Source organism: Sphingomonas astragali, assembly GCF_051400615.1.
Taxonomy (GTDB): Bacteria; Pseudomonadota; Alphaproteobacteria; order Sphingomonadales; family Sphingomonadaceae; genus Sphingomonas.
The window spans coordinates 296,128-309,260 of sequence record NZ_JBLFFH010000003.1; the positions used below are offsets into that span (position 1 = coordinate 296,128).

Annotated in this window: 11 protein-coding genes; 8 read left to right on the forward strand and 3 right to left on the reverse strand. The window is 64.1% G+C overall.

The features are described from left to right. Positions 1-261 precede the first annotated feature (261 nt). The 4 genes from ACMGER_RS16000 (at position 262) to ACMGER_RS16015 (ending at position 5,583) form a co-directional block, all read left to right on the forward strand. Positions 262-561 carry a LysR substrate-binding domain-containing protein gene (locus ACMGER_RS16000; RefSeq protein WP_436813556.1) on the forward strand — a complete coding sequence of 100 codons (300 nt, stop codon included), beginning with the start codon at positions 262-264 and terminating at the stop codon, positions 559-561. 370 nt (positions 562-931) lie between these two features. Further along, the gene (locus ACMGER_RS16005; protein WP_436813156.1) at positions 932-3,604 is read left to right on the forward strand and encodes a TonB-dependent receptor; all 2,673 of its coding nucleotides are present in this window, start codon (positions 932-934) and stop codon (positions 3,602-3,604) included. 29 nt (positions 3,605-3,633) lie between these two features. Beyond that, positions 3,634-3,828 (forward strand): hypothetical protein, encoded by a 195-nt coding sequence (locus ACMGER_RS16010; protein ID WP_436813157.1) that lies wholly within the window; start codon positions 3,634-3,636, stop codon positions 3,826-3,828. Positions 3,829-3,936: 108 nt separating this feature from the next. Continuing rightward, complete coding sequence (locus tag ACMGER_RS16015) at positions 3,937-5,583, forward strand: alpha-L-fucosidase (RefSeq protein WP_436813158.1); 1,647 nt, start codon at positions 3,937-3,939, stop codon at positions 5,581-5,583. Positions 5,584-5,697: 114 nt separating this feature from the next. Here ACMGER_RS16015 and ACMGER_RS16020 read toward each other — a convergent pair whose 3' ends face one another. Continuing rightward, positions 5,698-6,735 carry a phosphatidylinositol-specific phospholipase C1-like protein gene (locus tag ACMGER_RS16020; RefSeq protein WP_436813159.1) on the reverse strand — a complete coding sequence of 346 codons (1,038 nt, stop codon included), beginning with the start codon at positions 6,733-6,735 and terminating at the stop codon, positions 5,698-5,700. Between the two features lie 124 nt (positions 6,736-6,859). After that, positions 6,860-9,598, reverse strand: a complete 2,739-nt coding sequence (locus ACMGER_RS16025; RefSeq protein ID WP_436813160.1) for a TonB-dependent receptor — start codon at positions 9,596-9,598, stop codon at positions 6,860-6,862. 545 nt (positions 9,599-10,143) lie between these two features. On the opposite strand from ACMGER_RS16025, the gene ACMGER_RS16030 reads away from it, so the two are divergent. The 4 genes from ACMGER_RS16030 to ACMGER_RS16045 are packed head-to-tail and all read left to right on the forward strand — an operon-like array spanning position 10,144 to position 12,076. Next, positions 10,144-10,473: an ArsR/SmtB family transcription factor gene (locus tag ACMGER_RS16030; protein WP_436813161.1), complete on the forward strand. Its 330-nt coding sequence runs from the start codon at positions 10,144-10,146 to the stop codon at positions 10,471-10,473. Next, positions 10,470-10,940: an SRPBCC family protein gene (locus tag ACMGER_RS16035; RefSeq protein ID WP_436813162.1), complete on the forward strand. Its 471-nt coding sequence runs from the start codon at positions 10,470-10,472 to the stop codon at positions 10,938-10,940. Before ACMGER_RS16030 ends, ACMGER_RS16035 begins: the two co-directional genes overlap by 4 nt. Positions 10,941-10,987: 47 nt before the next feature. Beyond that, on the forward strand, positions 10,988-11,749 hold the full coding sequence (locus ACMGER_RS16040) for a DUF899 domain-containing protein (protein WP_436813163.1): 762 nt from the start codon (positions 10,988-10,990) through the stop codon (positions 11,747-11,749). Between the two features lie 15 nt (positions 11,750-11,764). Beyond that, positions 11,765-12,076, forward strand: coding sequence for a hypothetical protein (locus tag ACMGER_RS16045; RefSeq protein ID WP_436813164.1), 312 nt, complete (start codon positions 11,765-11,767; stop codon positions 12,074-12,076). A gap of 12 nt (positions 12,077-12,088) precedes the next feature. Here the strand turns inward: ACMGER_RS16045 and ACMGER_RS16050 are convergent, their stop codons facing one another. Beyond that, positions 12,089-13,123 carry a glycosyltransferase family 4 protein gene (locus ACMGER_RS16050; RefSeq protein ID WP_436813165.1) on the reverse strand — a complete coding sequence of 345 codons (1,035 nt, stop codon included), beginning with the start codon at positions 13,121-13,123 and terminating at the stop codon, positions 12,089-12,091. Positions 13,124-13,133: the final 10 nt, after the last annotated feature.

Below are 13,133 nucleotides of genomic sequence, written 5' to 3' on the forward strand. Positions count from 1 at the left end.
GGGCCGGTAGTATTTGAGCGAAAAAATTTTTTCTATACGAATTCAGATGGTTAATATGGACCCGAACAATCGAGTGGGAGTGACGGACTACAATTAGGATTGTGCGGTGACAAAGAAGCCCTCATTGAAAAACGCCGTCAAAGCGAAGAAGGCTCGGCGCGTGCATGGCAAAATTGCCGATATGCAGACGCTGTAGTCGCTCGTTGCGGATGTCGGCCGCAACGATGACGAAACGCCGCTCCAACGTGCGCAGGATATCGCCTGGGCGAGGGTGAGGTTCGCACCACGGGCGTTCCGTTCCGGACCACGGATGGCGAGGCGCAGATCGTTGCGGTACGGCAGGGGCTCGGGATCACGACACTGCCGTGCTTCGTCGGAGATGCCGACCCCCTATTGGTGAGGGTGCCGGGCACCGACCTGCATATGTACGGAACGCTCTGGCTTCTCACACAGGGGGAGACACGCAAGACGAAGCGCGTGCGGCTCTTCACGGAGTTCGTATCCTACAGGCTCGCCGCCTACGCTCCGCTTCTCGCGGGGCTGTCCATATCGCGCGACTGACGCCCCGCAGGTCGCCGGCGACGCTTGCCGCAATCCGGTCGGAAGCGGAGCTGCGATCGCTAGAAGCGGCGTCGTTCGGGAAAGAGCTATGAAGGCGCGAAATTGCACTTGACGAATTAAAATTGTTATTTGAAGTATTAATCAAATAGGCGGCGCGATGCGCATGGCGAAGTACCGCAACAGGTGCTCGTCAAAGGAGGGAATGCATATGCAAGATACCTGTAGCCGACAGCGCATCGCACTTTTCGTCGCAGCATCAACAATTGCGCTGCTCCCGACTGCGAATGCGCGCGCTCAGGAGCAGGATCCCGCCCCCGCCGAGCCGGCGCGCGCTACAGAAGAAGATGTCCAGCAAGCCGAGGACATCGTGGTGACCGGCATCCGCGGCAGCCTCGCCTCCTCGGCACGGGTCAAGCGCGAGGCCCAGCAGATCGTCGACACCATTTCCGCCGAGGACGTCGGCAAATTTCCCGACGCCAACATCGCCGAATCGCTCCAGCGCATCACCGGCGTCGCCATCGATCGGTCGGGCGGCGAGGGCCAGTTCATCACGGTCCGCGGGCTGGGACCGGAATTCAACACGGTGCTGGTCAACGGTCGCGTGATGGCGACGGATAATCCGGGCCGCGAATTCTCGTTCGACGTGCTGTCGTCGAACATGATCCAGCGCACCGACGTCTACAAATCCAGCGTGCCCGAGCTGCAGGAAGGCGGCATCGGTGCCACCGTGAACATCGTCACCGCCCGTCCGCTGGAGGGACGCAGCGGCTTTCACGTCGCCGCGTCGGCCGGCGGCATCTATGACACGCTGCGCGACAAGGTGAGTCCCGATCTGTCTGCGGTCGCCTCCTTCACCAACGAAGGAAAGACGATCGGCCTCGTGCTGGCGGGGTCCTACACCGATCGCTACAGCCAGCTCGACTATGTACGCACCGAAGGCTGGCTGTTCGGACCGCAGCGGGTGGTGGACGGGACGGCGGATTCGACCGGGCTGACGCCCGATGCGATCGTCACCACGCCCGGCGATGTGCATACGCCGCAGAATCTCCAGTTCGCCCGCCAGCTGGATCGCCGGCGGCGCATCAACGTCTCCGGCACATTCCAGGCGCAGTTGAGCGACAGGCTGCTGCTGACCGTCGACGGCATCTATTCGAAGTTCGACGTGTTCAGCGACCGCAACATCTTCGCGAACTTCTACTCCGCGCCCTATATCGGAATGGAGGCGGACGAGCATGGTACGGTGACCGGTTTCAATCGTCCCGGGCAGCAATTCCTCGCCGCCAATCCCGGCTTGGCCGACGTGGTGTCGCTCTCGCAGAACGACAATATCGTCAATCCGAGCGATCGGCTGACCACTACCTATCAGATCGGCGGCAATCTTAGATGGCGGCCGGCGGACGACGTCGAAATGCGGTTCGACGCCTCGACCACCCGTGCGAAGCAGCGCGCGCCGGGCATGTTCGTCGTGGTCGGCTCGCTGGCGCAGACCAGCCCGCGCTTCGATCTGAACAAGGGCAACGACCTGCCGATCGCGTCCAATTCGGGCAACATCACTGATCCGTCGCTGATGCGTGCGCATTTCACGGCCGTCGACGATAATCGCGTGCGAGACGAGGGGTCCGAATATCACCTCGACACCGAATTCAAGGTGCACGGCAGCGTATTGCAGGCGGTCCGGATCGGCTTCTCCTATTCCGATCGCAGCAAGCTCCGGCGTACGCAGAACAACCAGGACGGGAATTGCGCCTATTGCGGGTACGAGATCCCGATGGACACCTCGCTGCTCGAGCCCTTCATGCTCGACAATTTCCTGTCGGGCGTGTCCGGCAGCGAGAATGTGCCCGCGCAATTCTTCACCTATGACCCGCGCGCGGTGATCGCCTTCCTCTCCGATCCGGCGAACCTGGCCCGTCCCCGCCAAGGCCGAACCGCGGAGGAGCAGGCCGCCGAAGCGGCACGCCTGCTGGCGTTGCCCGGTGGCCCCTATGGCGTACGCGAGAACCTGGGCAGCCGGCTCGATGTCCAGGAAAAGGTGGTGGCCGGCTACATCGCCATGCAGTTCGGCGGAACGAACTGGTCGGGGAATGCCGGCGTTCGGGTGGTCCGCACACAAACGATCTCGCGCGGATTTGATCTGCCGGTGGTGAACATCACCAACACGCCCGGCGACGATACCCTACAGTATCAGTATGGCGATGCCACGCCGATTTCGATCCGCAACAGCTATGTCAATGCGCTGCCGTCGGCGAATCTCAAGGTGAACTTGACCGACAAATTGATCGCGCGTGCGGCTTTTTCCCAGACCGTGACCCGCCCGACCCTTACCGATCTGGGCGTGGACAATTCATTTGGCGGCCGCGTGTCGGTCCCGTTGTCGAGCGGCGGCAATCCGACGCTGCAACCGTTCAAGTCGACCAACTACGATCTGTCGCTGGAATGGTATCTGTCATCGGTGAGCTATGTCAGCATCGGCGGCTTCTACAAGGATCTCAGCGATTTCCTCGAGCTCCAGACGCTGCCGGTCGAGCGGTTCGGGCGCGTATTCCAGGATACGCGCACGCGCAACGGCCAGACGGGCTATATCCGCGGGATCGAGGTGGGCGGCCAGTATTCGCTCGATTTCCTGGGCGGTTTCGTGTCGGGCTTCGGCGTGGCCGGCAACTACACCTATGTCGACAGCAAGGCCAATCGCGACACGACGCTGTCGGACTATGACTGCGGTTACAACGGGCTTTCGCCCCATTCGGCGAATGGCAGCGTGTTCTACGAGAAGTTCGGCCTGGCGGCACGCGTTTCCTATAACTGGCGTTCGGACTATCTTCGTGCCTGCCGGTCCGATCAGGCACGTCCGCGAAACCGATCGGCCTATGGTCAGCTCGATTTCAACCTCGCCTATGACGTGACGCCGAACTTCCAGCTTTACGTCCAGGGCGTCAACGTAACCAACTCGCGGGTCCACGAGTGGTCGGCCATCGAAGACCGCTTCCTGATGCTTCAGGACACCGGCGCGCGGTACAATTTCGGCGTGCGCGCGACGTTCTGAACCGCCTGGTTTTGCTACCGCGGCACTGCATGACGTCCGGACGTGAACCTCTCTTCCGCGACAAGTTCACCGCCGATCCCGCTCCTCTTGTGGTTGGCGAAGAGAAGGTTTCCTATGCCATCGCGCCTTCGCTCAAGGGCCTGTGGACCTATCGCGGCGACCTGACGGACCGGCAAATACAGCTACACGATTCACCCGGAATTGCCGAGTTCAAGGGCAACTGATACCTGTTCCCGCACAATGCCGCGCTGACGAAGAAAGTCCGGCTCGGCACCTATCGTCGATTTCACGCTAGGAGAGGGGATTTCCATGCACCATTCGTCAGAGGGGCTATGCTGACGAGACGCGATGTTCTCTTGACCGGCTCGGCAGCCGCTCTTTCCGGCGCGGCCGGTGGCCGTCAGGCGGCTTCGAGCGGGCCGGTTCGGGCGGACTGGCAGTCGCTTGCCTCCGTGTTTCACGTGCCGGAATGGTTCCGCGACGCCAAATTCGGCATCTGGGCGCATTGGGGCCCCCAATGCCAACCCGAGCATGGCGATTGGTACGCCCGCCTGATGTACCTGCCGGGCCGACCTTCGTGGATGAAAGGGGAGACTGCTTACGAGCACCACCTGAAGCGTTACGGCCATCCGAGCCGGACCGGGTTTCTCGACATCATCGGCCAATGGAAGGCGGAGAACTGGGATCCCGAATATCTCATCCGCCGCTATGTCAACGCCGGCGCGCGATACTTCTTCGCGATGGCGAACCACCATGACAACCTCGATCTCTTCGACAGCAGGCACCACGGCTGGAACAGCGTTAGGGTCGGGCCCAGGAAGGACATCTTGCGCGGATGGGAAAAGGTCGTTCGGCAGACCGGATTGAAGTTCGGCATCTCCAATCATGCCGCCCATGCCTGGCATTGGTACCAGACGGCCTATGGCTACGATCCGGAAGGGCCGATGCGCGGCCGCCGCTACGACGCCTATTGGCGGAGGAAGCGCCACGGCAAGGGCACGTTCTGGGAGGGGCTTGACCCCCAGGAGCTCTACACCGGACCCTCTTTCGTCGCGCCGCCCGGGATCGGCACCAACGAAGCGATGACCGAATGGCACGACAAGCGCGACGGCCAATGGATCGAGACCTCGCCGCCGTCCAACCCCGAGTTCGTTCGGAGATGGTTGCTGCGTCAGAACCAGATCGTCGACGATTACCGGCCCGACCTGATCTACTTCGACAACACCGGCCTGCCGCTCGAACAGGCCGGTCTCGATGCGGTCGCGCACTACTACAACCAGGCGCTGGCGAAGGGCGGCGAACTCGATGTCGTGGTATTCGGCAAGAAGCTCGAGGGATTCCAGCGCCGCGCCATCGTCGAGGATGTCGAGCGCGGCGTGCTCAACGAGATTCGCGCGGAGCCGTGGCAGACATGCACCTGCATCGGCAGCTGGCACTACTCGCGGGGAGTATATAGGGACGACGCCTACAAGCCCGCCAAGCTGGTCGTTCAGATGTTGAGCGATATCGTCTCGAAAAACGGCAATCTGCTGCTGAGCATTCCGGTGCGCGGCGACGGAACGATCGACGAAAAAGAGGAGGCAATCGTCGATCAGATCGCCGCCTGGAACGCGCGCAACGGTGAGGCGATCTTCGGCACGCGGCCTTGGAGCAGTTTCGGCGAGGGGCCGACCCAGCCGCCGCCCGCCGGTGCCTTCGGCGAGGAGAAGCAGAAGCCGTACACGGCTCACGACGTGCGGTTCACGAAGAAGGGCGCCGCGCTTTACGCGATCTTCCTCGATTGGCCCCAGGCCGAAAGCGCCATCGCCTCGCTCGGCTCGAAAGCGCTGCCGGACGCGGTGATTGAGCGCATCGACCTGATCGGCGGCCCCGAGTTGCAATTCCGTCGCGACGCTGACGCATTGCGCTTGACGCTGCCAGCTCCGGAAAACGGCGCATTCGTGCCGGTGATCCGGATCAGAGGACGCGGGTTCGTTTGATGGGGCTATCGACGATGCGGGAGCGCGGCGTCGTTTCGGTGAAGGCTGCGGTCAGGATCTGCCCCGCTAGCAGGGCAGCGAGGGTGATGTCGCGGGAAGGACTCCGGAGGAAGGTCAGCGAGCGATCGGTTCGGTGATGGCGCCGCCGCACCCCTGCGGCCGGCGGACGGGGTTGCACAGCGCCACGGCGCCGCCCGGCATCGTCACGCGATAGCCGCCGACAAAACGCTTGTCGGGCCAGAGATAATCGGTCGAGATATAGTGCGCGCCGCTGCGGAACGCGGCATCGCGCGGGCGAATATCGTTTGCCCGGGCTTCGCGGGTGTTGGCATCGGCACGGGTACGGACGAGGAAATTGGCCTTCACCGCGCGAGCGATCCTGTCCGCATCGCCGATCGGCTCGTTGAGCGTCAGATAAGCGGCGGCGGGTGAATTCTCGTCGGTGTTGACGAAGAAGACACGTCCTTCGAGCGACTTGCGCTTGCCGCGGTAGAGCGCGACCTTCGCTTCGACCTCGTCGAGCGCGAACAGGAACTTGCCGCGCGCGGCATCGAGCGTCGGCCAATTGTTGGCGAGCACGGCGTCGCGCAGCGTGGGATATTCGCCCTGGACATCGTCGGGCACGACCAGCTTGCTCGGCGCGAGTACCGATCGGACCTCGGCGTCGAGCGCGTCATAGGCGGTCTCGGTGAAGGCTTCGCCCTTGATGAACTCGCCATCGTCCTTGGTATTGAACATCAACAGGATCGGCATATGGCCCGGGTGCGCATTCGACCAGTCGCGGATGATCGTCAGGCATTGCACCAGCGTCGCGCAGCTCGAGCGATCGTCGAACCCGGCCATGTGCTGGACCTTGAAACCCGGGCGCAGCATCGCGGGATCCTTTGACCCGTCCGCATAGAGCCCGCCCCGGGGGTCGTACCAGATGTCGAACTCGAGCTGCCGGGCGCCCGCGTCGAGCTGCTCGACGAGCGGACGATGCGCATAGTCGAGCGCGTCCGCACTCCTGGGATCGCGCTCGCGCAGCCTGGCCATCCGCTCGGGCGGCATCGCCTGCTTGTAGCTGTTGTGCGTGCCGATCATCATCAAGTCGTTGATGCGGACCGACTCCTCGGCAGGTGCCGCGGCGAGCAGGGCGGGCAGCCAGAACATTGCGAACTCCAAAAAAGAGCTGGTCCGGCGCGCGCACGCCGGACCCGGTGAGCGGGTAGCTAGAGGACGATTGTGACAATGTGGATGCCGTGCCCCCGCCGCCCGGCGAAGGGCACGGCAGGGATCAGAACTGCGCGCGGACGCCCAGGCTGATGCGGTTCCCCGAGAATTCGTAAGTGGTCGGGAAAGACGGATCCATCGTGTAACCCGTGGTCTTGGCGTTGCCGATGTTGATGCCCTGCAGCTCGACGCGGAAGTTGCGCGTCACCTGATAGCTCGCCGCGATGTCGAACTGGCCATAGGCGTCACGGTAGACAGGGTACATGTTCCGCTCGATCCGCTCCACATAGGCGCCCTTGCGGTTGTACGACACGCGCACCGAGATCGGGCCCTTGTCGTAGAAGACGGTGGCGTTGTAGGTATTGTCGGCCAGCCCGATCGGTGAGGTCGGGATGTCGAGGTCGGACTCGCCGGTCAGCGAACTGTCGAGGAAGGTGACGTTGGCGTTGATGCCGAAGCCGTCCGCCCAGTCGGCGAACATGCCCAGCGGCAGCACCGCGTTGAGCTCGATGCCGCTCACATCGTACGAACCTTCTGCGTTCACGGGCTGATAGACGTCGAAGTCGTAGACACCGTCGATCGTGCCGTTGGCATTGTACTTGGTCACGTCGGGAACCACGCCGGTCAACTCGTTCTGCACCACGCCCTTGATCTTCTTCCAGAAATAGGAAGCCGCGAGGATGCCGCCGCGGCCGAGATACTTCTCGACCCCGACTTCCCACTGATCGGCATAGGTGGGTTTGAGATTGGGGTTGCCGTCGGTGAAGCGGAAGTCGTTCCAGCTCGCCGTGCGCTTGTAGGCGAGGTCGGTCAGCGCGGGACGGATCAGCGTCTGCGAGGCGGCGGCGCGCAGGTAGAGGCTGTCGGTCAACTCGGCATGTGCGTTGAACGACGGCAGGAACTTTTCGTAGCGGCCCTCGCTCGCCACCGGTGCATCGGTGTAGCCGGTCGAACCGTCCGGATTCTGCACCTGGTGGAAGCCCTCCGACCGGACGGTGGTACGGATATAGCGGCCGCCCAGGTTCACGAAGACCGGCACCGCGATGTCGAACTTGAAGTCGACCATGGCGTAGCCGGCCAGCGTCTCCTCCTTGACCTTGTAATATTGGCCGTCGTCGAAGGGGGTGACGAAGCCGTCGGGCCGGAAGAAGTCGCGGGCATAGTCGTTCGAGATCTGCGCCCAGCTGAGGTCGCGCGCCTGGTACGCTTTCCCGCCGACCATATCGGTCACATTCTCTAGCGGGCTGTCCGCGAGCGTGCGGACGTTGACATAGGCGGTGCTGCCGCGCGTCGGGCCCTGGATCTTCTCCTCGCCATATTCGCGCTCGTTGGTCTTGTTTGTGTAGCGACCGCCGAAGTTGAAGCGCTGCAGCACGGACGAGTCGAACGCGTAGCTCACATCAAGCTGCGCCGCGTACTTGTCGTCCTTGATCTGCTCGCGCGTCGTCTCATATGCCTCGAACAGATAGGATTCGGGCGAATTGTACATGTCGATCGTGTCCGGATCGGCGCTCGGGATCGTCTCGCCGCCGGTCTCGGTATAGCGGGTCCGCGACGGCGCATAGGCGACGTGCTTGAGATTGGCATAGTCGAGCGTCTTCTTCGCGCCCGAATAGCCGCCCAGCGCATTGATCCGCCAGTTGCCGGTCTCCCAGTTCAGCTCGCCGCCGAACTGGCGATAGTCGGTCTCGTTGACATATTCCTTGCTCAGGAATTCATGCTGGGTGTTGGTGTAGGAAACGTCGCGCAGCACGATGATGCCGGCGTCGGACAGCGTCGTATCGTCATATTCGTGGATGGTATCGAGCGTCGAGTTGCTCGACGCCGAATAGCCCGCCGCGTCATATTCGTCCTCGACCGTGTCATAGGAGCCGACGAATGCGTCGAAGGCGAGGCTGAACGTATCGCTGGGCTTGTATTGGATCGAGCCCGAGATGCCGAGCCGATCCTGGTCGTTGAGATAGACCCGGTCGCCGACCTTGTCGAGGAAGACGATCCTGTTCTTGTCGGCGTCGGTGAAGGTCACGCCCGCGTCGCGCGCCAGCACTGCGATCGCTTGGGTCCGGTTGGCGTTGTTCCGGTCGGTCCAGCGCGAGATCGGGCGGAAATTGATGCCCGAGTTGGAGTCGGTGCGATTGGTGCGCTGCTGCTTGGCGACCGAGACCAGCACGCCGAAATCGCCGAACGTATTGCTCGCGAGGAACGAGAAGCTCGGATCGACCTTCTCGGAAATCGAGTTGTACGCGCCTTCCGCGCTGCCGACGAGACGCAGGCCGGGATTGTCGAACGGCCGCGCGGTGCGGATCGAGACCGAACCGGCGATGCCGCCTTCCTCGTCCGCCGCGGTCGGCGACTTCTGCACGGTAACCGACTGGATCAGTTCGGAGGCGAAGATGTCGAACTCGACGTCACGGCCGCCCGAGCCCGACGCAGTCGCCAGCTTGTTGATCGAGACGAAGGTGAACTCGGTCGGCAGCCCGCGGACGTTGACGCGGGTGCCGAGGCCCTTGTCGCGCTCGATCGTCACGCCCGGCACGCGCTGCAGCGCTTCGGAGAGGTTCTGCTCGGGAAAATCGGCGATGTCGGTAGCGACGATGGAATCGGAAAAGCCGATCGTCTCGCGCTTGATGTCGATCGCTTCCTCGAGGCTGCGGCGATAACCGGAAACCACGATATCCTCCCCCGTTTCGCTGTCTGCGGCCGGCGTCGTCTGCGCCGTGGCCGGAGCCACCGTCAGGGCTGCGACGGCCACCCCGATGAGAAGATGCGTCGTGCGCTCAAAACGGCTGAACTTGCGGTGCATGTTTGGTTCCCTTTTCAGATTGTCCGGACATCGGCTTGCTGTTTGTTTGGTGGCGAACGCCTGCGTGTCCCGGACTCCGAGGAGCCCGGGATGCGGCGTCTCTTGCGAGCTTGCGTCGCGTGTCGGCGGTTCGGCGGCTCCGGGCCTCGGCGCGCCTATCTCCCCGGGCCCGACGGGCGGCATTCCCGGCGAATTCGGCACGAGTGCCGTGGAATGCCGCCTCGCACCAGGATCCTTCCGCGGAGTATTGCCATTTCCAAAGCCATCGCTTTCCCCCCATCCGGCTTGCGATGGGCGGTGCGGAAGAGATATTACGCGCTCGTGACGAAAGGGATGATTATATCGGCTTCCCGGGACGTTGGTGACGGCCGTTCCCGTGCGAGCCCCCGAAAGCTGCCAGGCTGAACCAGCTTGTCGAACATGACGAGCGCCGTCGCGCCCGCTCCAAGGTGATCTGGCCGCTCCTCGCGATAATGTCGTGACATCTGAGGGGTCGTCTAAACATTAGCCTTGCCTAATCAATTAGCAATTGCTAATTGATTAGCATGACCGAGGCTCCGAACGTCGACATCGTCATGCGCGCGCTGGCCGATCCGACCCGGCGTGCGGTCTTCGACCGGATCGCCCGATCCGCGGAGCTCAACGTCGCCGAGCTGACGCGCGTCAGCGGCGTGACGCAGGGCGCCGTGTCGCAGCATCTCAAGACGCTGAAGCAGGCCGGCCTCGTCACCGAACGCCCCCAGGGGCGCAACGTCTTCTACCGCGCCAGGCCGGAGGGTCTCGCCCCGCTGTTCGACTGGCTCGGCCACTACGACGTCTTCTGGCGCGAGCGGTTCGCCGACCTGCGCACCCTTCTCAAGGAGATCGACCCATGACCAGCGCCGCCTCGCAGACGGGGGCCGGGGAGATCGTCGTCGACGAGATCTTCCCTCACGCTCCCGAGACGATCTGGAAGACGCTGACCTCCGGTGCGCTGATGGGCCGCTGGCTCGGTATGGAGCCGTCCGGGTTCGAGCCCGTGGTCGGCAACCGCTTCACCTATCGTACGACGCCGGCCGGAGAGTGGGACGGCACCATCCAGTGCGAAGTGCTCGAGGTCATCCCCGACACGCGGTTCGCCTATTCCTGGAAAGGCGGGCACGAGGGCAACGTCGGCTATGGCTCGCGGCTCGATACCGTCGTCACCTTCACGCTGGAGAGCGTCGATGGCGGAACGCGGCTGCGCCTCGTCCATTCGGGCTTCGTCCTGCCCAGGAACGACTCCGCCTACCGGACCATGAGCGGCGGCTGGACGCAGGTCGTCTCGCGCATCGGCGCGATCACCGGCGGGCAGGACTCTTGAGAAGCGAACCGGTGATCGAGGATGTCGGAAGGATCAGGAGGATGGTCATGCATCAGGAAATCGGATGGCTGAAGAACCGGCCACCGGTCGCGTCGCCCGAGGAATGGGAGGCGGCGCGCCAGCAGCTGCTCGTGAAGGAGAAGGCGCTGACCCGCGCCCGCGATGCCCTGGCCGCCGAGCGCCGGCGGATGCCGTGGCTGGCCGTGGAGAGGGACTATGGTTTCGAAGGACCGCAGGGCAAGGCGAGCCTGCTCGACCTGTTCGAGGGGCGGCGCCAGCTGATCGTCTACCGCGCCTTCTTTGAGCCCGGCGTGTTCGGCTGGCCCGACCATGCGTGCCGCGGCTGCTCGATGGTGGCCGATCAGGTCGCGCACCTCGCCCATCTGAACGCGCGCGATACGACCCTCGTGTTCGCCTCGCGAGCGCCGCAGGCCGACATCGCGCGTCTGAAGGCGCGGATGGGCTGGGAAATCCCCTGGTACACCATCATCGACAGCTTCGACGCCGATTTCGGCGTGGACGAATGGCACGGCACCAACGCGTTCATCCGCGACGGCGCCCAAGTGTTCCGCACCTATTTCGTCAACAACCGCGGCGACGAGGCGATGGGGAGCACCTGGAGCTATCTCGACATCACCGCGCTCGGGCGCCAGGAGGTCTGGGAGGACTCGCCCGAAGGCTATCCCCAGACACCTACGTACAAGTGGTGGAATTGGCACGACAATTACCCCGCCGAGGCAACGCCCGACCCGAAATGGGTCGAGGTGTCGGATGTCGGAGAGGCGGCGTTCCGGAACCGCGACGCATAGCCCATGGGGGAAGGCATGAGCCAGGATCGAACGGGCGAACGTGTCCGCAACGCGGACGGTGGTGATCGCGGCGCCGTGGCTTCGCTCGGTGCCGCCGACCGGCTGAGCCTCGCGGCAGCGCCCGCCTTCGCGGCGATGGCGCTGCTCGGCACCCGTCATGGCGGCGGGCCGGCGGATATCCTGTGCTCGGCTGCGCATGACGGATCGCCGCTGGGCGGCATGGTGCCGATGTACGTGCTGATGAGCATCTTCCACTCGGCCCCCTGGCTGAGGCTGATCGCAACCCGTCGGCGCGATGCCCGAGCGCTCATGCCCCCTTCGTCCTGAAACGCGATCGCCTCAGGCGGCGCAAGCCGTGCCGCCCGGCTTGCCGAGGATGCGGCGATAGAGGGCAAGATACTCATCCGCCATGCGGTTCACCGAAAAGCGCGCCTCCGCCGCGCGGCGGCAGGCGGCGCGGTCGATCTCGCCGATCCGCCCGATCGCGGCGACGGCCTCATCCAGATCGCGGACGAGGAAGCCGGTCACGCCGTCCTCGATCAGCTCGGGCATCGACCCACGGGGATAGGCGATCACCGGCGTGCCGCAGGCGAGCGCTTCCACCACCGACAATCCGAACGGTTCCTCGAAGCCGATGAGGTGGAGCAGCGCCTTGGCCTGACCCAGCGTCCGCGCCCGATCGGCGCCGCCGACGACGCCGAGGTGGTTCACCCGGTCGCCGTCGATGAAGGGGGCGACTTCGCGCTCGTGATAGCCCTGGTCCTGGACGATGCCCGCCATTCTCAGCCGATGTCCTGACGCGCGCGCGGCGCGGATCGCCTCGGCCGCACCCTTGTCGGGATGGATACGGCCGAAGAAGACGAGATCGGGGCCGCCCACCGGATCGAACGCGAAATCCTCGATCCGGATGCCGTGGTGGATGGTCGCGGCATAGCTGAGGTCCGGGTGGCGGTCGGCCTCGCTGATCGCGACATAGGCGACGCGGTCGTCATAGCGGCGATAGGCCGGCACGATCCGCTCGGACGAGAAGCCGTGGATCGTCGTCACCATCGGCGTCGCGACCAGCCGCGAGAAGGCGAGCGGCATGAAGTCGGCCTGATTGTGGATGAGGTCGAACTCGCCCGCACGCTCGAACAGGTTGGCGATGTGCAGGATCTCCTGCACCTTGGCATCGAGCGTCGGGTCCTCCGAATAGCCGCGCGGCGCGACCGCTTCGAGCCGGCCGGCGGTGAGCGAGTCGGCGGTCGCGAACAACGTGACGTCGACCCCGCGCGCGACCAGCGCCTCGGTGAGCAGGCTGGTGGCGAGCTCCCAGGGGCCGTAGGCGCGGGGCGGGGTGCGCCATGAAATCGAACTCAGCATCGCAACGCGCAAGCAGCGTCTC